This is a genomic window from Sorangium sp. So ce406 (genome assembly GCF_051474675.1).
GTDB classification, from domain to species: Bacteria; Myxococcota_A; Polyangia; order Polyangiales; family Polyangiaceae; genus Sorangium; species Sorangium cellulosum_G.
Map to the genome: position 1 here is coordinate 8882994 of NZ_CP150340.1, position 21088 is coordinate 8904081.

General features: G+C 73.2%; 18 protein-coding genes. 8 read left to right on the top strand and 10 right to left on the bottom strand.

The features are described 5' to 3' along the window. Both WME96_RS33090 and WME96_RS33095 read left to right on the top strand, forming a co-directional pair. Complete coding sequence (locus tag WME96_RS33090) at window positions 1-822, top strand: phosphatidate cytidylyltransferase (RefSeq protein WP_437285574.1); 822 nt, start codon at window positions 1-3, stop codon at window positions 820-822. A gap of 226 nt (window positions 823-1048) precedes the next feature. Continuing rightward, on the top strand, window positions 1049-2374 hold the full coding sequence (locus tag WME96_RS33095; RefSeq protein WP_437285575.1) for a Glu/Leu/Phe/Val family dehydrogenase: 1326 nt from the start codon (window positions 1049-1051) through the stop codon (window positions 2372-2374). 123 nt (window positions 2375-2497) lie between these two features. On the opposite strand, the gene ygfZ is transcribed toward WME96_RS33095, so the two are convergent. The 3 genes from ygfZ to WME96_RS33110 all read right to left on the bottom strand — a co-directional run bounded on the left by ygfZ (window position 2498) and on the right by WME96_RS33110 (window position 4835). Then, window positions 2498-3502: a CAF17-like 4Fe-4S cluster assembly/insertion protein YgfZ gene (ygfZ, locus tag WME96_RS33100; protein WP_437285576.1), complete on the bottom strand. Its 1005-nt coding sequence runs from the start codon at window positions 3500-3502 to the stop codon at window positions 2498-2500. Window positions 3503-3594: 92 nt separating this feature from the next. Continuing rightward, entirely contained in the window at window positions 3595-4224 is a 630-nt protein-coding gene (locus WME96_RS33105; protein ID WP_437285577.1) for a hypothetical protein, read from the bottom strand. Window positions 4225-4256: 32 nt separating this feature from the next. Continuing rightward, on the bottom strand, window positions 4257-4835 hold the full coding sequence (locus tag WME96_RS33110) for a hypothetical protein (RefSeq protein ID WP_437285578.1): 579 nt from the start codon (window positions 4833-4835) through the stop codon (window positions 4257-4259). Window positions 4836-5020: 185 nt separating this feature from the next. Between WME96_RS33110 and egtD the strand changes: the two genes are divergently transcribed. The 4 genes from egtD to WME96_RS33130 all read left to right on the top strand — a co-directional run bounded on the left by egtD (window position 5021) and on the right by WME96_RS33130 (window position 8886). Then, entirely contained in the window at window positions 5021-6007 is a 987-nt protein-coding gene (gene egtD / locus WME96_RS33115) for an L-histidine N(alpha)-methyltransferase (RefSeq protein ID WP_437285579.1), read from the top strand. A 140-nt stretch (window positions 6008-6147) separates the two neighbouring features. Then, complete coding sequence (locus tag WME96_RS33120; protein ID WP_437285580.1) at window positions 6148-7476, top strand: vitamin K epoxide reductase family protein; 1329 nt, start codon at window positions 6148-6150, stop codon at window positions 7474-7476. Between the two features lie 7 nt (window positions 7477-7483). Continuing rightward, complete coding sequence (locus WME96_RS33125) at window positions 7484-8182, top strand: hypothetical protein (RefSeq protein ID WP_437285581.1); 699 nt, start codon at window positions 7484-7486, stop codon at window positions 8180-8182. Then, window positions 8179-8886, top strand: a complete 708-nt coding sequence (locus WME96_RS33130) for a TlpA family protein disulfide reductase (RefSeq protein WP_437285582.1) — start codon at window positions 8179-8181, stop codon at window positions 8884-8886. The genes WME96_RS33125 and WME96_RS33130 overlap by 4 nt, the downstream gene beginning before the upstream one ends. 129 nt (window positions 8887-9015) lie before the next feature. Here the strand turns inward: WME96_RS33130 and WME96_RS33135 are convergent, their stop codons facing one another. Together WME96_RS33135 and WME96_RS33140 are read right to left on the bottom strand one after the other, a co-directional pair. Beyond that, entirely contained in the window at window positions 9016-9588 is a 573-nt protein-coding gene (locus WME96_RS33135) for a methylated-DNA--[protein]-cysteine S-methyltransferase (RefSeq protein WP_437285583.1), read from the bottom strand. Continuing rightward, complete coding sequence (locus tag WME96_RS33140; RefSeq protein WP_437285584.1) at window positions 9569-11095, bottom strand: AlkA N-terminal domain-containing protein; 1527 nt, start codon at window positions 11093-11095, stop codon at window positions 9569-9571. The genes WME96_RS33135 and WME96_RS33140 overlap by 20 nt, the downstream gene beginning before the upstream one ends. A 249-nt stretch (window positions 11096-11344) precedes the next feature. On the opposite strand from WME96_RS33140, the gene WME96_RS33145 reads away from it, so the two are divergent. Beyond that, entirely contained in the window at window positions 11345-12397 is a 1053-nt protein-coding gene (locus WME96_RS33145; RefSeq protein ID WP_437285585.1) for a Glu/Leu/Phe/Val dehydrogenase dimerization domain-containing protein, read from the top strand. 43 nt (window positions 12398-12440) lie between these two features. Here the strand turns inward: WME96_RS33145 and WME96_RS33150 are convergent, their stop codons facing one another. From WME96_RS33150 to WME96_RS33165, 4 genes are all read right to left on the bottom strand, one after another. Next, window positions 12441-14180 (bottom strand): carbon starvation CstA family protein, encoded by a 1740-nt coding sequence (locus WME96_RS33150; protein ID WP_437285586.1) that lies wholly within the window; start codon window positions 14178-14180, stop codon window positions 12441-12443. Between the two features lie 129 nt (window positions 14181-14309). Continuing rightward, entirely contained in the window at window positions 14310-15266 is a 957-nt protein-coding gene (locus WME96_RS33155) for a zinc-dependent alcohol dehydrogenase family protein (protein ID WP_437285587.1), read from the bottom strand. Between the two features lie 96 nt (window positions 15267-15362). Next, window positions 15363-16514 carry an outer membrane protein assembly factor BamB family protein gene (locus WME96_RS33160; protein ID WP_437285588.1) on the bottom strand — a complete coding sequence of 384 codons (1152 nt, stop codon included), beginning with the start codon at window positions 16512-16514 and terminating at the stop codon, window positions 15363-15365. 176 nt (window positions 16515-16690) lie between these two features. Further along, window positions 16691-17260 (bottom strand): DJ-1 family glyoxalase III, encoded by a 570-nt coding sequence (locus WME96_RS33165; RefSeq protein WP_433928398.1) that lies wholly within the window; start codon window positions 17258-17260, stop codon window positions 16691-16693. Window positions 17261-17403: 143 nt separating this feature from the next. On the opposite strand from WME96_RS33165, the gene WME96_RS33170 reads away from it, so the two are divergent. Continuing rightward, a complete protein-coding gene (locus WME96_RS33170; RefSeq protein WP_437285589.1) occupies window positions 17404-19890 on the top strand; it encodes an SUMF1/EgtB/PvdO family nonheme iron enzyme in 2487 nt (828 codons plus the stop codon). Here WME96_RS33170 and WME96_RS33175 read toward each other — a convergent pair. Then, on the bottom strand, window positions 19866-21056 hold the full coding sequence (locus WME96_RS33175) for an MFS transporter (RefSeq protein WP_437285590.1): 1191 nt from the start codon (window positions 21054-21056) through the stop codon (window positions 19866-19868). The genes WME96_RS33170 and WME96_RS33175 overlap by 25 nt on opposite strands. Window positions 21057-21088 lie beyond the last annotated feature (32 nt).

A 21088-nucleotide genomic window follows, 5' to 3' on the forward strand; every position in this document is an offset into this window, starting at 1 on the left:
TTGGCTGCTTCCAACCTCGCGATGCGGTTCATGACCGCGATCGTGGCCGCGCCCCTCCTCCTCTCGCTGCTCTACCTCGGCCCCGCCTGGGGTTGGGCGGCGCTCGTCGCCGTCGCCTCGGCCGTCGGCGCGCTCGAGCTCTTCGCGATGACGCACGCGGACGACCGCGCCTCGCGGTTCGTCGGCGTCGCGCTCACCCTCGGCGTCCTCGGCGTCATCTGGCGCTACACGAGCTCGCCGGGCGCGCTCCTCGCGCTGATCTTCCTGCTCCCGTTCGTCGCGATGCTCGTCACGCTGGTGCGGCTCGGGGAGATGCGCACCGCGGCGCTGCGCGTGCTGGCCATGACGTTCGGCCCGCTCTACGTGGGCGGCGGGCTCGGCGCGCTGGCGCTGCTCCGGCGCGACGCCGGCGCCGACGGCCCCTCCTTCGTGGTGCTGGCGCTGCTGCTCTCCTGGTTCTCCGACACGGGCGCCTACTTCGCCGGCCGCTTCCTCGGCCGGCGCAAGCTCTACGAGGCGGTGAGCCCGAAGAAGACCGTCGAGGGCGCCCTCGGCGGCCTGCTCTTCGCGGTGCTCGGCGCGCTGGTCGCGCACTTCTGGTTCCTGCGATCGCTGCCGCTCGTCGACGCGCTCGCGCTCGCGATCGTCGCGGGCGGCCTCGGACAGGCGGGCGACCTCGGCGAGTCGTTGTTCAAGCGCTCCTTCGGGATCAAGGACTCTGGCGGGATCGTGCCCGGCCACGGCGGCATCCTCGACCGCGTCGACGCGCTGCTCGTCACCGGGACGATCACGTATCTGTATGTCCTGTGGGCGAGGACCTGAGCGACACCTCGCGCCGCGCGGCGCAGCGGCCTCCAGCGCCGCGCGCGCCGCGCCCGCGCCGCGGCCTCGCTCCGCGATGCGGTCGAGCCGCCGTTAACGCGGCGCCTCATCGCGAATTCCCAGCCTGACGCAGCGTCCCGAGTCTCCGGACATGGGATAACGCGACGCGTGAAAGCGCGGCCGGCATTGAATCGGGGGGAACCGGGCACTAGAAAGTTACAGAGCCATGGAAGATCAATTCAGTGCCAAGTCCACGACTCCGCCGGTGAGCAACCCTCCGGCACCGGGTCAGAAGCCCAAGTACGAGTTCTTCAAAGTCGTCCAGGGTTACCTCGACGAGGCTGCCCGCCTGATCGAGCTGCCGGGTTACATCACGACGATCTTGAGCCAGCCCAAGAACGAGATCATCGTCAATTTCCCGGTGCGGATGGATGACGGCAGCATCCGGCTCTTCAAGGGCTACCGGATCCAGCACAACAACCTCCTCGGGCCGTTCAAGGGGGGTGTTCGTTATCACGAGTCGGTGTCGCTCGACGATCTCAAGGCGCTGGCGGCGATGATGACGTGGAAGTGCGCGCTCATGAACCTGCCGCTCGGCGGCGGGAAGGGAGGCATCAAGTTCAACCCGAACGAGGTGTCGCGCGCCGAGCTCCAGCGGATCACGCGCCGGTTCTTTCATGCGCTCGGCTCGAACATCGGCCCGGAGACGGACATCCCGGCGCCCGACGTCGGCACGGACGCGAAGACGATGGCGTGGGCCATGGACACGTACATGAACACCGTCGGCCAGCTCTTCAAGCAGGCGGTGAAGGGCGTCGTGACGGGCAAGCCGGTGGCCTCCGGCGGCACGTACGGCCGCGAGAAGGCCACGGGGCAAGGGGTCGTCCATTGCATCACGGAGTGGGCCGAGGACAACGACGTGAACCTCGGCGGCTCGACGCTGCTCGTCCAGGGGTTCGGCAACGTCGGCTCGCACACAGCCGTTCTCCTGTCGAAGCTCGGCGCCTCGACCGTCGCTGTCGGCGACCACACCGGGTATCTGTACAACCCGGAGGGGTTCAACCCGCACAAGCTGCAGGACTACGTGAGGAAGCACCGCTCGATCGCGGGGTATCCGGCGGGCAAGCCGATCAGCCGCGAGGAGTTCTTCCGGCTCAAGGCGGACATCTTCATCCCGGCGGCCCTGGAGAACCAGATCGGCGTGGAGGAGGCGAGCTCGCTCCAGGTGCGGCTCGTGGCCGAGGGCGCGAACGGGCCGTGCACGCCCGAGGGCGAGAAGGTCCTCCTGGAGCGCGGGATCGACATCCTGCCAGACGTCCTCGCCAACTCGGGCGGCGTGACGGTGAGCTACTACGAGTGGGTTCAGAACAAGCGCTCGGAGACGTGGACGCTCGAAGAGGTCGACGCCCGCCTCGAGAAGGCGATGAAGCGGGCCTACCGGGAGGTGGCCGAGACGGCGCGGCAGAAGAAGTGTACGCTGCGGCTCGCGGCGTATGCGGTGGCGCTGCAGCGGCTCGCGGCGGTGTACGGAGAGCGCGAGATCTTCCCCTGAGATCCTTCGTCGGGCCAGAATCGAAATCCCTCCGGAGAGTCGAAGTCGCTCCGGAGGAAAATCGGATCGAGCGAGCTGGGAAGTTCGCTCGGCGTGACGGAATGCGCCCGTCCGGCGCAGCGCTCATCGCTTCGGCGCTGCGCCGCTCGACGAAGGCGCCGCGCTCGGGGCGCGCGTGATCTCGGCCGAGCGGCCGGCGATCTGGAGCGTCGTGCCCTGGACGGCGTGCTTGTACTTCACGTAGCCCAGCGCGATCACCCGCTGCCCGCGCGGATCGCTGACCTGACTCGTGACCTCGCCGACGGCCGCGCCGTCCGGCAGCGCGATCTCCGCGCCGGCCGGCACCTCGCCCTCCCCCTCGACGGCGAGCTGCACGAGCCGCTTCTTGGCGTGGCCGCGCATCTGGAGCATGAACACCGTCTCCTGTCCCAGGTAGCAGCCCTTGTTGAACGAGACGGCGCGCTCCTCCAGCGAGGCCTCCTGCGGGAAGTTCTGCTCGTCGAAGTCGACGCCGAACCGCGGGACGTTGTTCTCGACCCGGAGCACCTCCCACGCCGCCGCGGTCGTGGGCCGGACGGGGCCCGCGTCGGCCGAGGCGAGGAGCGCCGCGACGACCGCGCCCTCGGCCGGCCGCGGCGCCACGAGCAGCGCGCCCCCGAGGCCGGTCCAGTCCACGATCGCCGCCTCCGCGCCGGCCGCGCGCCCGGCCGCCGCGAGATCGGCGGCCCGGGGGCCGTGGGCGAAGACCCAGGCGTGCTCGTCGGAGGCGTCCTGGAGCTCGGCGTCCTCCATGATGAGGTAGCGCTCGAAGCTCTCGCGGAGCCGCTCGATCCGATCGCGCAGCGCGCCCACGTAGATGCGATCGGCCGCGACAACGATCCACACCTCGGCGAAGATCTTCCCTGTCTTCACCACGTTGAGCCCGTACGCCCCGCCCGCGGGCGGCGCGGCCTTCACCCCGGCGGGAAGCGGCTTCTGCGGCGCGAGATCGCAGGTCACCAGGCCGTTCAACCAGCTCTGTCGGTCCGAGCCGGTGACGATCAGCGTCCCGAGCTCGGGCATGGCCTGCACGAGCGCCCCTTCGCGGAGCGCGCGCCGCTGCTCATCCAGTTCGTGGGTCGGGTCCATCGGGGCCGGATCGTGGAGGCGGAATCCCGGGCCGTCGAGGGGCGGCGCGACATTTCGCCGCCGCCGCGCGCGCGGCGGCGGCGCCCGCCGCGCTAGGGATCGACCTCGGCGACGAGCGCCGGGAACTGGGCCGAGGTGTGGACCCCCGGCGGGACGATCGCCGCGTCGACGTGGCCCACGAGCCGGCGGAGCGCGTCGGCGTCGGCCGAGCGCACCTCGGCGACCACCGTGAGCGTCTTCGGGAGCGACGCGACGCTGGCGATCACCGCCTCGGCCGAGTCGCCCCGGACCAGGACCGCGCGCGCGCCGACCTTCGCGGCGGCCTCGGCCCCCTCCGGGCTCTCGGCCAGCGCGAGCGGCAGCATGCGCATCGTCCTCGCCCCCTTGGCGAGGCGGTCCCACTCGTCGAGCGGCAGGAGCGCGTCGATGCAGACCCCGTCCGCCCCGTGGTAGCGGGCCGCGAGCGCGCCGTCGCGATCGCTCACCTTCGACAGGCAGAGCGACGGCACGGTCTTCGTCGCGCGCGCAGCCCCCTGCATGGCAGGCCCCGCCTCGGCGAACGCGAGCGCCGAGATGTTGAGCTCATGCAGCCGCGCCGCATCTTCCGCCGGCGCTTCCGAGCCAACGAGCCCGACAAGGGCCATGCTCTTTCTGCGGGTGGAGATCACCTGGAGAAGATCGCGTGTGGACGGGACGATCGATCCCGCATCGAAATCAGGCATGGGACGGCCGGTAGACGAGCCTGACGCGCGGGTCAAGCGAGGGATCGCTCGTTCTCCCCGGGCTCGGTCCGGGAATCCATGGCTGGAACGTCCTGCACGCGCATCCACACGGCCGTCTGATCACCCTCGTAGCAGACGCTGCCTTCGTGACGGAACTCGAACTCATAACGGATCATGTGGCGCTTCACACCGAGCCGAGAGCGCGTCGCCACGCACGTCGCCTCGATGGGCGCGCCCGGCTGGACGAGCTTGCGAAAGACCACCCGGTGGATGTTGGTGCCATAACCGATCCACCCCTCGCGGTGCCGCAGGCCGAGCAGGTGGTAGGCGTGCACGAAGCCGAGCATCCCCGTCGCGTGCACCATGATCGCGCCGGCCACGTGGCGCGGGTGCAGCAGAGGGTGCGCCCGCTGCGCATCGACCAGCGGCATCGCCCTGTCGGTCGGCATGCGGCAGCGCACCAGACTCCGCGCGGCGTCCACCTCCAGGAGCTCGTCGAAGAAGAGCACCGACGGGTCGTAGGGCAGGTCCGCGAGGAACTCGGCGTCGAACGGACCGAGCTTCACAGGGTGGGGCGCGCCGCTCGCAGCGCCGGGTGCAGGGGTCGTCATCGATGTGGCTCTGGTCCCGGATCCCCCCGGGAGCGCTCCTAGCAGCGGTGAATCGCGAGGGCAACGGGTCGCCTGCCCCGCGAGAAAAGGCGGAGGATCACCGGAATGCGCGCGACGCAGCTCGAAATCGTTGGGGCTCCATCGATTTCAAGGCGCCCTCGCGGGTCCGAGGCTAAGTTTCTGTGATGCAAAGGACAGAATTCCTCGATCGCTTCATGGCCGATGTGAAGGCGGGCCTGAGGGCGTCGCCCAAGCACCTCTCGCCGGAGTATTTTTACGATGCGCTCGGCTCGCACCTGTTCGAGGCGATCTGTCAGCTCCCGTGGTATCCGCTGACGCGCGCGGAGCGGGCGCTGCTCGATCGGCACGCCGAGGAGATGGTCGCGCCGTTCGGGGAGGGCACGTCGATCGTCGAGCTCGGCTGCGGCAGCGGGGAGAAGCTCGCCCTGCTGGCGGCGCCGCTCTGCAAGCGCATCCCGCGCCTCGGCGTCCACCTCGTCGACGTGTCGGAGACGGCGCTCGATCTCTCGCGCCGGACCCTGGGCCGCCTGCCGCGCGTGGAGACGTCGGCGCACCGGGCCCGGTACGAGGAGGGCCTGGCCCTCGCGACGGCGCGGCGGTCGCCGGGACCGGGCGACGGGGGCGCGGTCCTCGTGCTGTTCCTCGGGTCGAACATCGGCAACCTGGACCCGGAGGCCGCGGCGGCGTTCCTCGCGGCGCTGCGCGCCTCGCTCCGCCCCGGGGACGGGCTGCTCCTCGGCGCCGACCTCGTGAAGCCCGCGGCCGATCTCGTGCTCGCGTACGACGATCCGCTCGGCGTCACGGCCGCCTTCAACAAGAACCTGCTCGCGCGCGTCAACCGGGAGCTCGGCGGGACGTTCGACCTGCGCTCGTTCGATCACCGCGCCGCGTGGAACGCGCAGAGCGCGCGCGTCGAGATGCACCTGGTCAGCCGCAGGCGGCAGGCGGTCCGCGTGGGCGCGCTCGACCTCGAGATCGCCTTCGAGGAGGGGGAATCCATCTGGACAGAGAGCTCGTACAAGTACGAGCCGGACGGCGTTGTGCGCATGGGGGAGCGCGCGGGCTTCCGCTGTTTCAAGCAATGGATCGAGCCGAACGGGCGGTTCTCGACGACGCTGCTCCTCGCCGAGGAGCGCCCGGCCAGCCGATGAGCCGCCGATGAACCGGCGGGCTCAACGCGATGCGTCTCGCGGAGGGGCCCGCGGCGCGGCGCGATCGCGCCTCGGGGGATGCCTGAACGCGCAGGCGTCCTATTTGACGCGTTGCCTGCCCTCGCGTAACGACATGCGCCATGTCAGGCAGCCGTAACCCTCGCTGGCCTGCGGCGCTCGCGCTCAGCGGGTCGCTGCTGGGTCTGGCGTTCAGCGCCTCGTCGACGTTCGACTACATCCGGCACCTCGACCGGCAGGTCCACGACCTGCACTGCAGCTTCATCCCCGGGATGAGCGCGCAGGAGGGCGCCGACACGGCCTGCCGCGTGGCGATGTACAGCCCCTACTCCGCCCTGTTCCGCGAGAGCTTCTGGGGCGGTATCCCGATCTCGCTGTTCGCGCTGGGCGCGTTCGCGTTCTTCGCGGCGTTCGCGCTCTACGTGCTGCTCTCGGCGCAGCACGCGCCGCGGCGCGCGGCGCACTTCCTCTTCGCCGCCGGCCTGACGCCGCTCGCCGTGTCGATCATGATGGCGGTCATCTCGGCGGTGCGCCTCGGGGTGTTCTGCAAGACGTGCGTCGGCATGTACGTCTCGTCGGCGCTGCTCGCGGCCGGCGGCGTCTGGGCGTTCCTCGAGGACCGCAGGCAGGCGCGCGCGGCGGCCTGGTCCAGCGCGGCGCCGCGCGCCGGCGCGGCCGCGGTGGGGCCCACCGTGCCCATGGCGCCCCTCGGCGCGGTCGACGGGCCGGTCGGGCCGGGCGCCGCGCCCGCGCGCCGCATGGGCTCGACGCTGCTCCTGCCGGGCTGGCTCGTGGCGCTCGCCGTGTGCACGGTGACGCCGGCGCTGCTCTACGCGAGCGCGCTGCCGAGCTACGCGAGCTACCTGACCGGCTGCGGCAAGCTGGAGAAGCCGACCGAGCCGAACGGCGCGCTGCTCCACGTGAAGCACGCGGGCGCGGTGCAGCCGGCGACGATCTTCGTCGACCCGCTCTGCCCGACGTGCAAGGCGTTCCACCAGCGGCTCGTCTCCGAGGGCGTGTTCGACAAGCTCGACGTGACGCTGGTGCTCTTCCCGCTGGACAGCGACTGCAACTGGATGCTCGACCGGCCGGTGCACCCGGGCGCCTGCATGCTCTCCAAGGCGATCATGTGCAGCGATCACCGGGCCATGGATGTGCTCGAGTGGGCCTACGACAACCAGGAGGAGCTGCTGGAGGGCGCGAAGGCGGGCGCGGGGGTCGCCAACGTGCAGGCGGCGATCCGGCAGCGCTGGCCGGGGCTCGACGCGTGCATGGACTCGAAGGAGACGGCGCTGCGGCTGAACCGGATGCTCCGCTACATCGTGGACAACAAGCTCCCGGTCTCGACGCCGCAGATGTTCCTGGGGACGACGCGGCTCTGCGACGAGGATACCGACATCGGGCTGTCGTACTCGATACGGCAGCTCGCGCCGGCCCTCCGGACGAGGTGAGGTGATCATGAGAGGCGCAGGGATCATCGGGATCGTGGCCGGGTGCGCGATGCTGGTCGCGTCCGGCGTGACGGTGCACGGGCAGGTGCAGGCCGCGTCGCAGCGCCTGAAGACGGGGGTGGCCGCGGCGGTGCGGCCGGCGGTGGCGATCGCCAACGACGCGGAGGCCCCGTACTGCACGCCGGCGTTCAAGACCGTGCTGCAGCGGGTGCTCAACGCGTGCGGGCTGGTCGGGGCCGAGGCGCGGCGCGGGTGCCAGCCGGCCGACGTGAAGACGCTCGCGTCGATCAGCGACGACGACTTCAACGCGCTCTTCACGCCGCTGAAGCAGCGCGGCGGGGTCGTGATGTTCGACGACGGCTCGGAGAAGCTCGACGACGACGCGAAGAAGATGATCGAGGAGATGTGGCTCGATCGGCGCGGGGCGCGCTACTTCTTCATCGTCGCGCGGGCGTCGAAGACGGGGACGCCGGAGTTCAACCGGACCTTGTCGCACAAGCGCGCGAACAGCGTGCTCTTCGACATCGCCGACGCGACGAAGGAGCAGGACCTGGACAAGAAGGTCGGGATGCTGTGGCTCGGGAACGAGTTCGCCCAGCTCGGGGCGGAATACTGCCAATGGAACGTCTCGCGGAAGAACAAGGCATGTACGGCAGAGGCCATCAACCGGAGCGCGTTCGTCTCCTGGGTGGATTGCCAGCTGTGAAGAGGAGCAGGTCTGTCCGCGGCGCCCTCGTCGCCCTGGCCGTGGCCGCGGGGCTCGCGAGCGGGTGCGATCAGGAGAAGAGGGCGGATCTGCCGCCGCCCCCGACGCCCGGCCAGGGGCGGAGCAACGCGGTGACGGTTCCGGGCGCCGCGGCGACGGCGAGCGCCACGGCGACCGCGACGGGGGCGGCGCCGGCTGCGCCGGCCGCGCCGCGGCTCCTGTGCGCGGGGCAGTCGCCGCGGCCGGCGCCCTCGTCGGGGGGGCTGACGGCGGTGGCGGCCAAGGGCGCGGAGGCGCCGCCGGGGAACATCGGGTTCGGCGTCGGCAAATGGGTGTGGGTGAATTTCTGGGCGGCGTGGTGCAAGCCGTGCCTGGAGGAGATGCCGCGGCTGCTCGGGTGGCAGCAGAAGCTCCGGGCGGCCGGCGTGATGATCGACCTCGCGTTCATCTCGATCGACGACGACGAGCGGCAGCTCTCGCGGTTCCTCGAGGCGCAGCCGGGCACCGGGGTGCGCGCGTCGTACTGGCTCCCTGAAGGGCCCCAGCGGACGGGGTGGCTGCGGGCGCTCGGCGTGAAGGAGACGACCGAGCTGCCGATCCACGCGATCGCGGCGCCGAGCGGGCAGGTGACGTGCGTGATCCAGGGGGCCGTGGAGGACAGCGACTATCCGACGATCGCGGCGCTGTTCGGGGCGAAGAAGTAGGCGGCCTGCGGCGCGCGGAAACGGGGGCGGATCGGTGATCGGTCCATCCCCGATACACCAGAGGGGTTCGACCTCTTCAGATCACGAGTCCAGGGATCATCCGGTTCACGGCGATGACCTTGTCTCGTCTCACCATCGTTCAGCCCCCCGGCGCTCTCCCTGCGCCTGTCCGGGCGCGCCGCCGGGGCGCTCCAGGGAGCCGCTGCGGGCGCCGGCCTCGTGCGCGAGCAGCCAGCGCTTCCGCTCGAGGCCGGCGGAATAGCCGGTGAGCTCCCCGCCGGAGCCGACGACGCGATGGCACGGGATCACCAGACAGACCGGATTCCGGCCGTTCGCCAGGCCGACGGCGCGGGAGGCGGACGGCTTTCCGAGCGACGCCGCGATGTCGCCGTAGGTCCGCGTCGCGCCGGGAGGGATGCGCTGGACCTCCGCCCAGACGCGGCGCTGGAACGCCGTGCCGCCCGGCTCGACGGGGATGCCCGCGAGCGCGCCGTGGTCGCCGCCGAGATACGCCTTCAGCCGGCTGGAGAAGTCGCAGGGGTCCGCGGCGGCGCGGAGCGCGACGGCGCCATACCGCGCCTCGAGCGAGCGGCGGAAACGCGGGGCGCAGTCCGCGAAATCGAGGCCGTGAAGCGCGCCGCCCCCGGCGGCCAGCAGCAGGATCCCCATCGGCGACTCGACCTCATCCAGCCATAGCTCCACGCGACACCTCCCTCTGCGCGGGCCGCGCTGCCTGCGCGTCCGCCGTCCACAAGAGCACCGCGGCGTAGGCGCGCCACGGGCGCCACGCCTCCGCCATCACCAGGAGATCCGCGCCGGAGACGCCGCCGAGCGCGCGCCGCAGGGCGAGATCCGTGGCCGGGAACGCGTCCGGCTCGCGCAGCGCGCGCATCGCGATGTAATGCGCGGTCCACTCGCCGATGCCGGGTAGGCCGGCGAGCGCGCGCACCGTCTCCTCCAGGCCACGCGAGGCGTCGAGCGCGACCTCGCCGCGCGCCACGCGCGCCGCCAGGGAGGTGATCGCCGCCGCCCGCGCCCGCGGCAGGCCGAGGTCCGTCAGGTCGGCCGCGGCGAGCGCCTCGGGCGTCGGAAAGACGAAGCGGAGGCCCTCGCCGCCGTCGTCGGGCAGAGGAGCGCCGCGCAGCGAGAGCGGCTCGCCGTGGCGCGCGACAAGGCGGCCGGCGAGCTGCGTCGCGGCGCGCACGCTCACCTGCTGGCCGAGGATCGCGCGCACCGCGAGCTCGAAGCCGTCCCACGCGCCCGGCACGCGCACGCCGGGCGCCGCCGCGACGAGCGGGGCGAGCCGCGGGTCGGCCCCGAGGTGCGCCGCGATCGCGTCGGGATCCGCGCCGAGGTCGAAGAGCCGCCGCAGGCGCTCGGCGCAGTGGATCAACCCCTCGGTGCCGGGCAACCGCAGCCGCGCGAGGAGGCAAGGCTCGCCGGGCACCGGGCGCACCTCGACCACGCCGTGCCCGCCCGCCACGCGCACCGCGCGGCGGTACACGCCGGGGCCCGCCGACTCCACGCCGGGGATCGCGCGCGCCCCGAGGAAGCCCGCGAGCGCGGCCCAGTCGAGCGGGGGGCGGAACGGGAGGCGCAGCGCGATGTCCGGCGCGCCGTCGGACTGCGCCGCGCCCCCACCCCGCCGCGACGCGGCCTGGCGCAGCTCTCGCGGGGTCCGCGCGTAGGTGGCGCGGATCGCGTCGTTGAAGCGGCGGACGCTCGAGAACCCCGAGGAGAGCGCCACCTCGGTCATCGAGAGCGCGGTCTCGTCGAGGAGCTTCTTCGCGAAGAGCAGGCGCCGCGTCTGCGCCACCGCCAGCGGAGAAGCGCCGACGTGGCGCAGGAAGAGCCGCCGAAGGTGGCGCTCGCCCACCCCGAGCCGCGCCGCGAGCGCCGGGGCGTCCGCGTCGTCCAGCGCGCCCTCCGCGATGAGCCGGAGCGCCCTCGAGACGACCGCCGACGTGCCGAGCCACGCGGGCGTCCCTGGCGAGGCCTCGGGGCGGCAGCGCAGGCACGGGCGGTAGCCGGCCTCCTGCGCGGCGGCCGCCGAGGGGAAGAAGACGCAGCGCTCCCGCTTCGGCGTCCGCGCCGGGCAGATCGGGCGACAGTAGATGCCCGTGGACAGCACACCCGTGAAGAAGCGACCGTCGAAGCGGAGGTCGCGGGTCTCGATCGCGCGATAGCAGGCGTCCTGGTCGAGCCGCATGCAGAGCGTCGTAGCGCGGCCGCCGCCGCGCCTCTGGCGGTTTTCGGACCCGAGAGGACGGGCGCTCTGGGTGGCGGTCACGGCGCCCCGGGCGAGGCGGTTCAAGATGTATAAACGATTGATATTACTACATTTTATCACTAACCGATCGGCCCAGCCCGATCGCCCCCTGGCGCCGGCCCCGCGCCGCGGCGCGGGGCCGGCGCGCCAGGCCAGGCGGCCCCGGCGGGGATGGTACGCTCGGCCCGCATGAAGAGCGTGTTCGACACCCTGGCCGCCACCGGACACGAGCAGGTGCTGTTCTGCGCCGACGAGGCCGCGGGCTACCGCGGGATCATCGCCATCCACAGCACCGTGCTGGGCCCGGCGCTCGGCGGTACGCGGCTCCTCCGGTACGCGAGCGACGAGGACGCGCTGATCGACGCCCTGCGCCTGTCGCGCGGCATGACCTACAAGAACGCCCTCGCCGGGATGGACGTCGGCGGCGGTAAGGCGGTCGTCGTCCTCCGCCGCGGCGCGGAGCCGCTCGATCGGGAGCGGCTCTTCCGCGCGCACGGGCGCTTCATCGAGCGCCTCGGCGGCAGGTTCGTCACCGGCGAGGACGTGGGCACCACCCCCGCCGACATGGAGCTCATCCGGCGCGAGACGCGCCACGTCAAGGGCCTCGCCGGCGAGGGGGGCGACCCGTCGCCGTGGACCGCGCGGGGCGTGCTCCGCGCGATCCAGGCCGCGGCCCGCCACCGCTGGGGCAGCGACGACCTCGCGGGCCGCACCGTCGCGCTCCAGGGCTGCGGCAGCGTCGGCAGCCGGCTCGCCGCGGAGCTCCACCGGCTCGGCGCGCGGCTCGTCGTCGCGGACGTCGATCCGGAGCGCGCGCGCCACGTCGCGGCCGAGCTCGGGGCCGCCGTCGCGCCGCCGGACGCGATCGCCGCGGCCGAGGCCGACATCTTCGCCCCGTGCGCGCTCGGCGGCGTCCTCGACGACCGCGCCGTGCAGGCGCTCCGCGCGGAGATCGTCGCCGGCGCGGCCAACAACCAGCTCCTCGAGCCGCGCCACGGCGACGCGCTCGCGGCGCGCGGCGTCCTCTACGTGCCCGACGTCGTGGCCAACGCCGGCGGCGTGCTGAGCGGCGGCGCGGACCTCTTCGGCTGGTCGCGCGCGGAGGTCGAGCGCCGCGTCCACGCCATCCACGACACGGTCCTCCTGGTCCTCGAGAGGGCGAAGGCCGACGGCACGCCGCCGCACGTCGCCGCCGAGCGGCTCGCCGAGCAGCGCCTGCGCGAGCGCGCCGCCGCGGCGTGACCGCGCCGGGCGCGCTCACTGCGCGGATCGCCCGGGCGCCCCCTCAGCGCGCCGGCCCGGCCACCGGATCGGCGGCCGGGCCGTTCTTCATCGCCTTCACGGACTCGACCATCAGCGACAGCGCGAGCCCGATCAGCGCGAGCCCCACGAGGCCGTTCAGCGTCGTCGCGTTCAGCGTGAACCCCTCGGCGCGCACGGCGGCGAACGCGCCCCGCACCTGGAGGATGAGGGCCCACACCGTGATCGCCATGACGAACACCATCGGGATCGCCGTGTACCAGATGCGCCGCTTCTCGCGGTGCAGCCAGACCGTGACCGCGAGCAGCGTCAGCGCCGCGAGGAGCTGGTTGCTCGTGCCGAACAGCGTCCAGAAATCGAGGTACGCGGGCCGCACGCCGGGCGCGGGCGGGCGCGCGGTCATGATGAAGAGCGTCGGCGGCGCCAGCGAGAGCGCTGTCGCGGCCGCGGACAGCACCCTCCCCTTCCAGTTGAACAGCTCCTCGAGGATGTAGCGGCTGAGGCGCGTCGAGACGTCCAGCGTGTCGAACACGAAGGTGGAGAACGCCATCGCGCCGAACGTGGCGGCGAAGAGGAAATGATCCTTGCCGATGATCACGGTGAGGAACCTGCCGATCCCGTCGCCGTAGATCTTGCCCGGCCCGGGCAGCTTCGTCCCCTGCGCCACGATGACGAGCGTCGCGAGCGCGATCAGCGCGACGAACGCCTCGGCCAGCATCGCGCCGTAGCCCACCGGGTGGGTGTGCGTCTCCTTCGAGATCTGCTTCGACGTCGTCCCCGAGCAGACGAGCCCGTGGAAGCCGGAGCAGGCGCCGCAGGCGATGGTGACGAACAGGAACGGGAAGAGCATGCCGGTCGCGCCGCCGGCGTTCCACGTGGTGAACGCGGGCTGCCGCAGCTCGAACTCCCCCGGGTACCGGAGGTTCCCGAAGAAGATCCCGATCACGCCGACCGCGAGCGCGATGTAGAGGACGAACCCGCCCAGGTAGCCGCGCGGCTGGAGGAGCAGCCAGACCGGCAGGAGCGAGGCCACGAAGCAGTAGACGAGGATGATGAGGCCGAACGCGCGCTGCGGGTTGTCGACCGGCAGCACGAACGCGGTCGAGATCTGCGTGCCCATCCAGACGACGAAGAGCGTCGCGGGGACGAAGATCACGGTGGTGAGCCAGAGCGGCGGCTTCAGGTACCGCTCGACGACGCCCATGACGAGGGAGAGCGTGAGGTAGGCGGCGCTCGCCGCCGCGACGGCGCCGCCGGGGTTGAACTGGAACGTGCCCCCCTCGAACTCCTCGGTCTTGCCGACGAAGGTGCTCGCCGTGATGTCCGTGAAGGCGACGATCACGTAGGAGAGCGCGAGCCAGATGAAGATCATCATCGACAGCCAGGCGCGCCGGCCGATGTGCCGCTTCGCGATCTCGGCGACGCTCTCGGCCTCGTGGCGGACGCTCGCGATGAGCGCGGAGAAGTCGTGCACAGCGCCGATGAAGACGACGCCGAAGGCGATCCAGAGCACGCACGGGAGCCACCCGAACGTCTGGCCGGCGAGGATCGGGCCGGCGATCGGCCCGGCGGCGGCGATGGCGCTGAAGTGCTGCCCGAACAGGTAGAACGGCTTCGTGGGCACGTAGTCCTCGCCGTCGTTCACCTTGACCGCGGGGGTCACCGCGCCGTCGTCGAGCGCGTAGTTGCGCGCGACCAGCCTCCCGTAGAAGCGGTAGCCAAGGCACAGCACGACGATGACGGTCAGGGCGAGCAGCGGCAGCACGCGGCGGAGTATAAGGCCATCCGCGCGCCGCTGTGATCCTGCAAACGAGGGAGCAGGGACGAGGAACGACGACCGACGACGCGCGGCGGAGAGGAGCGATGCGGCGACGAGGGGCGGCGGGCGGGCGGCTCAGCCCTTGGCGATCGAGAGGATCAGCTTGCCGGCGCCGTGGCCCGAGTCGAGGCGGCGGTGCGCCTCGGCGACCTGCTCGAGCGGCAGCACCCCGGCGACGAGCGGCGACGCGAGCCCCCGCTCGAAGAGCGGCGTCATCTCGCGCAGGCGCGCGCCCTCCCGGGTCAGGAAGACGCCGTGGAGCGTCTGGTTCTTGACGTAGAGCGCGGACAGATCGCCCTTTGGCGCAAGAATGCAGGCGAGCCGTCCGCCCGGCCGCGTCGCGCGCAGGCTCTTCGCGACGAGGTCTCCGCCCACGGTGTCGAAGACCGCGTCGACGCCGGCGCCGCCGGTCTCCTTCAGGGCGACGTCGGCCGGGTCCTCCGCGGCGTAGTCGATGGGGCGATCGACGCCGAGGCCGCGCAGCGTCTCCTGGTTGGCCGCGCCGGCCGAGGCGAGCACGCGGGCGCCGGCGGCGCGGGCGAACTGCACGGCGAACGAGCCGACGCCGCCCGCGCCGCCGTGGATGAGCACCGTCTCGCCCGGCTTCACCGCGAGCCTGCGCACGATCGCCTCCCACGCGGTGCCGCCCGCGAGCGGGACGGCGGCGGCCTCGACGTGGGACATGCCGCGCGGCTTCCTGGCCACGATCGACGCGGCGGCGACGTTGTACTCGGCGTAGCTGCCCGCCTGGTTACCGAAGATCTCCGGCGTGTAGAAGACCTCGTCGCCGGGCGCGAGGTCGCGGACGCCCGGGCCGACCGCCTCGACGACGCCGGAGACGTCGTAGCCGAGGACCGCGGGCGGCGCGATCTGCGCCCAGCCGCCGGCCGCCCGGATCTTCGCGTCCACCGGGTTCGTGCCCGACGCGACGACGCGCACCAGGACCTCGCCTGGGCCGGGCGAAGGTCGCTCTACCTCACGCAGCTCGAACAGATCGGGCCCGCCGAAGGCGGGGATGACCATGGCTCGCATTTCACCTCTCCTCGCCGGCGCCGCGGTGGCGCACGTCCTGGAGCGCGCCGGCCGGCCGCCATTCTAGAGCAGGAGCGCGACAGTGCCCCTCGCGCGTCACCCGCAGCGCGCGCGCCGCCGTCGCGACGCCGCGATGAGCGCGCCGAGGAGCGCCGCGCCCCCTGCCACAGAGCCGCCGGACTGCGCGCCGGCCGAGCAGCCGGCAGGCTCGAGCAGCTCCGGCGACTGCGACGACTCTGGCGGCGGCGCCGGGCGGGGTCCGGCGAGCTCCTCGCCCGCCGTCACGACAAGGAGCCCGTCGTGGACGAGCGGATACGGCTGGCCGATGAAGCCGCCCGGGTCCGCGTGCCAGAGCAGATCGCCGCTCCGCCGATCGAGGGCCAGCAGGCGCGCCTCGAAGCCGAGCACGAGCGTATCGTCGTCGGCCGCGATCGTGCCCATCTCCAGGCCGCCGTAGAAGAAACCGGGACCATCGAGGCCGTCGGTCGAGAAAGGCACACCGGAGAGCGCCGAGAGATCCCACTGGCGCTCGACGGCGCCGGTCGCGGGGTCGAGCTGGAAGAGGTGCTCGTGGAGGCCGACATAGAGGTCGTCGCCTATCGCCTCGACATGGAGGCGATCGTTCGGCCATCCGGTCACGGTCACGAGCGCCTTCGGATCGAACGTCCAGCTCGGCTCGCTCGCGCCCGCCTCGTGGGCGTGGAGCACGGTCTCCTCGGGATACGAGAGCTCCCAGAACACCATGTTCCTCCAGGCGCGCACATGCTCCGGGTAACCGCTGGTCGGGATCGTCCACGCCACGTCTCCCTGGTCATCCAGGAACGTGATCTCCTGATCGTCGCCCTCGTCGAGATCGAGCGTCCACCCGTTGTCGAGCCGCACCTCCGACGTGAAGACGGCCGATCGGGCGAGCGGCGCCCCGCTCGGCGCCGCCTCGTCGAGACGCGCGCCCGTCGCGGGATCCAGACCGAGGACAAACGTCCTGATCGGCGTCTCCGTATCGACGGTGCCCTTCACGACCAGGTGATCGGGAAACAGCGCGCATTCGGCCTGGGTGAGCCTGTCCGGATAATACGCCCAGCGGCGCTCACCCGTGCGCGCGTCGACGGCCACGACAGCGTGGTCGTCATGACCTTCAAACGATGTCGCGGCGGCGTCAGCCGCCTGGCAGAGGATCGCGGAGACACAGAGGATCGATGTCACGAAGCCACGGTTCATGACCGCGACAAAGTGCACGCACCGTTCCATGCGATTTCCACGGGATCCCCGCGCCGGCGCCGCCAACCACGTTGACACGTGCCGGCCGAAGTGCGCCACGCGTTGCTCCCTCGTTCGATGGACTCACCGCCTGGAACAGAGGATGTCCCGTCATCCCGACCGGGCGCTGCGGCCTCGTTCGAGGTTCCGGGCGGCGCGCTCGCCGCTCAGGAGGGCAGCATCAGGGGCGCGCGCACCTTCGCCGCGACCTCCTCACCGCGGAGCCGCGCGACGAGCGCGAGCGCGAACGGCAGCGCGGTGCCCGGCCCCTGGCTTGTCACGAGCTGCCCGTCCTCGACGACCGGCCTCGCGACGAGCTCGCCGTGCGCCGACACCACGTCGTTCACCGACGGGTGGCACGCCATCCTCCTGCCCTGGAAGAGCCCGTGCGCCGCGAGCGCGATCGGCGCCGCGCAGATCGCCCCGACGACGCGGCCCGCCTGCGCCTGCGCGTGGAGGCGCTCCCCGACGGTCGGCGAGGAGGCCAGCCGGTCGGCGCCGCCCTTGCCGCCCGGGAGGACGACGACGTCGAAGTCGCCCGCCGCCGCCGACAGCTCCGCGTCCGGCACGAGGCGCACGCCCCGGCTGCAGCGCACCGGCCCCGGGCCGTCGAGCCCGGCGAGGACGACCTCGATCTCGGCGCGCCGGAGGACATCGACGATGATGGTCGTTTCCATCTCCTCAGCTCCCTCGGCCAGGATCACGAGCGCTCGCGGTGTCTTCATGCCCGCCGGCATGGCGCCGCGGGCCCCCGGATGCAAGCAGGCGTGAACGTGCGCGGACGCAGCTCGACGCGGGCCGACGCGAGCGGGCGCAAGCCGACGCTCGCCGCGAGGAAGCCCCTTTGCCTGGGAACGGCGACGCGCTAGGGAGGCGGGGCATGATGGAGCCGTCCGACGATCCATTCGGCCTCGCGGGCCAGACCATCGAGGGGAAGTACCGCGTCGCCGCCGTCATCGGCGACGGCGGCTTCGGCGTCGTTTACCGCGGGGTTCACGAGGGGTTCGGCGAGCTCATCGCCATCAAGTGCCTGAAGCTGCCGACCTCGCTCGACGCCGCGCAGCGCGACGCGCTGCTCGAGACGCTGCGGGGCGAGGGGCGCATCCTGCACCGGCTGTCGCGGGCCACCTCGGGGATCGTGCAGGCGCTCGACGTGGGCGCGTTCACCACGCAGGCCGGCGCGTGGGTGCCCTACCTCGTGCTCGAGTGGCTGGAGGGCCAGACGCTCGGCCAGTACCTCCGCGACCGGCGCGAGCGCGGCCAGGCCGGCATGTCGATCCCCGAGGCGCTCCAGCTCCTCGCGCCGGCCGCGCGCGCGCTCGCCGTCGCGCACGCGCACAAGGTGGCGCACCGGGACGTGAAACCGGCCAACCTGTTCCTCACCGATGTCGGCGGGGTGCGGACGCTCAAGGTGCTCGACTTCGGCATCGCCAAGGTGCTCGCCGACCACCCCACCTTCACCGAGGCGCTCGCGGCGACCCGGCAGGGGCCGAGCGCGTTCACGCCGCGCTACGGGGCGCCGGAGCAGTTCAACAAGGCCCGCGGCGCGACGGGCCCCTGGACCGACGTGTTCGCGCTCGCGCTCATCTTCGTCGAGCTCGTGAGCGGCCAGCGCGCGCTCGAGGGGGACGACCCCACGCAGCTCTACATCGCCTCGGCCGATCCGGCGGTGCGCCCGACGCTGCGCACGCGCGGGCTCCCGGACGCGCCGGAGGCGATCGAGCGCGTGCTCGACAAGGCGCTCTCGATCGAGCCCAAGCACCGCTTCACGAGCGCGGGCGAGTTCTGGGACGCGCTCACGGCCGCGGCCCGCGGCGAGCGCCCCGGGTCGGGCGCGGAGTACGGCGCGGGGCTCGGCGCTCCCGGCGCGGACCAAGGCGGGGGGCTGTCGACCGCCGAGTACGCGGCCGCCCGGGGGCTCGGCGTGGCCTCCGGGGACGCCGGCTCGCCGGTCGAGCCGACGATGCTCGCCGACGCGCGCGCGCCCGCCCCGGCGCGGCCCGCCGTCGTCAAGGTGAGCCACGGCGGCGCGGGCGCGACCGGCGGCGCGTCAGGCGCGGGCGGCGCGCTCGCCACGGGAGGTTCCCGGACCGCGCAGGTCGACGACTCCATGATCGAGACGGTCGCGCCCGCCGCGTACCCCGCCGCCCGCCCGCCGCCCCCGCCGCCCGGCGCCGCCCAGCCCTCCGGCGCCGCCCCGCCGCCCGGCGCCGCGCCGCACGTCGCGCCCCCGGCGGGCGGCCCGCCGCACGCCGCCCCGCCCCAGCGCGGCCGCAGCCCCGCCCGCGCGGCGCTGCCCTGGCTCCTCGCGACGCTCCTCCTCGGCGGCGCCGGCGCGGCGGCGTACTTCCTCACGCAGGCGCCCGCCAGGAAGCCGGCGCGGGCGCCGGCCGCGCGCGCCTCGGCGGCGGCGTCGCCGACCGGGCGCCCCGCCACGGGCGCCGCCGCGGCCACGGCGGTCGCCACCGCCGCCCCCGCGGAGAGCGCCTCGGCCGCGGTGTCGGCCTCCGCGGCCGCCGCGCTCCCGGCGCCTCCGGCCGACATGGTCTACATCGCGCCGCTCACGACCACGATCGGCGCCGCGGGCGAGGCGCGCCAGGTGACGCTCACCCGCGGCTTCTACATCGATCGCAACGAGGTCACCGTCCGCGCCTACCGCGCCTGCATGCAGCAGCGCATGTGCTCGACGGCGGATCACGTCTCGCTGACCCCCGAGGCCCTGCCCGGCGCGCAGGCGCCGGCGCCGTCCGAGGACCAGCGGGAGGCCGAGACGTGGTCGCGGCGCTGCAACGAGCCGCGCAACCTGACCGGGCACCCGATCAACTGCGTCGACTACTCCCAGGCCGAGAGCTACTGCCGCTTCCGGGGCCGGCGCCTGCCGACCGAGGCGGAGTGGGAGGTCGCGGCGCGCGGCGCCGCCGGGCGCGCCTTCGTCTGGGGCGACGACGCGCCGACCTGCGAGCGCGCCTGCTACGACCGCAACGAGGGCTGCCTCGCGCGCGGTACCGAGGTCGCGACCTGCGCCTCCGGCGCGCACCCGAGCGACCGCACGCCCGAGGGCATCTACGACCTCGCCGGCAACGTGTCCGAGTGGGTCTCCGACGGCCTCGTCTTCCCGCCGCCCGGCGGCCAGGACCCGCAGGGCGACCCGTCCTTCCCGCTCAAGGTGGTCCGCGGCGGGAGCTTCCTGGACGGCCCCGAGAAGCTCTCCGCCACGTACCGCACCGCCGCCGCGCCCGTGACCGCGCACGCCTGGATCGGCTTCCGCTGCGCCATGGATGTCACCGCGCCGGAGGGCGCCACGGCGCCCGGCGTCGCGCCGGCGCCCGACGTCCCGCCGGCTCAGGACGACGCGCCCGCCCCCTGATCGCCGCGCGCCGGCGCCGGACCGCCCGCGGAGCCCGCGAGCAGCACGATGGCGAGCGCCCCGGCGACGATGAGGGACAGCGCGAACGGCAGGCTCGTCGCCGCGGCGATGTGGCCGACCACGGGCGGGCCGCCGAGGAACGCCAGGTAGCCGAACGTCGCGACCGCCGCGATCGACGTGCCCGTGGGGCCGGTGCGCGCGGCCGCGCTGAAGACGGTGGGGACGACGCACGAGAGCCCGAGCCCCACGCTCGCGAACCCGACCAGGCCGGCCATCGGGTGGCCGATCAGCAGCGCCGCGGCGAGCCCCACGGCCACGAGGACGCCTCCGCCCCGCACCACCGCGACCGGGCCCAGCCTGCTGCTCACCCCGTCGCCGAGGAAGCGGCCCGCCGCCATCGCCACCGAGAACGCCGCGAACCCCGTCGCCGCGAAGGCCGCCGTCGTGCCGAGCGTCTCGCGGAGGTACACAGCGCTCCAGTCGGCCATCGCCCCCTCGCCGAACATGCACAGGAAGGCGATCGCGCAGAGCGGCCACATCGCGCGCGGCGGCAGCACGAACGGGTTCTTCGGGGGATCCCGCGCCGGGACGCCGGGCCGCACCCAGCCCGAGAGCAGCGCGACAAGGAGCAGCGCCGCCACCGCCGCGAGGGAGAGGTGCGCCGCCGGCGTCACCCCCGCGTGCGCAAGCCCCCCGCCGACCGCCGCGCCGGCGAGGCCCCCGACGCTGTAGAGGGCGTGGAACGACGACATGATCGGCCGCCCCCACGCCTGCTCCACCTCGGCGGCGTTGGCGTTCATCGACACGTCCATCACGCCGTTCGACGCCCCGAAGAACGTCAGCACGAGGAACAGCTCGAGCGGAGACCGCGTGAGCCCCGGCCCGAACAGGCTGATCGCGAGCGCCGCGCCCGACGACACCGCCACCGCGCGGCTCCCCAGGCGCGCGACGAGCCACCCGGCCAGGGGCATCCCCAGGAACGCGCCGAGCGCCGGCGCGAGCAGCACGTTGCCCAGCGTCGCCTCGCTCAGCGCGAGCGCCCGCTTGAAGTCGGGGATGCGCGTCACCCAGGTGCCCATGCAGAAGCCGTTGGCGAGGAAGATCAGGAGCCCCGCGATGCGCTGCGCCCGGACCCGCGCGGCAGGCGCACGCTCCCCTGTCTCCATGGTCGTCTCCACGTCACGCTTCCCTGTCACGA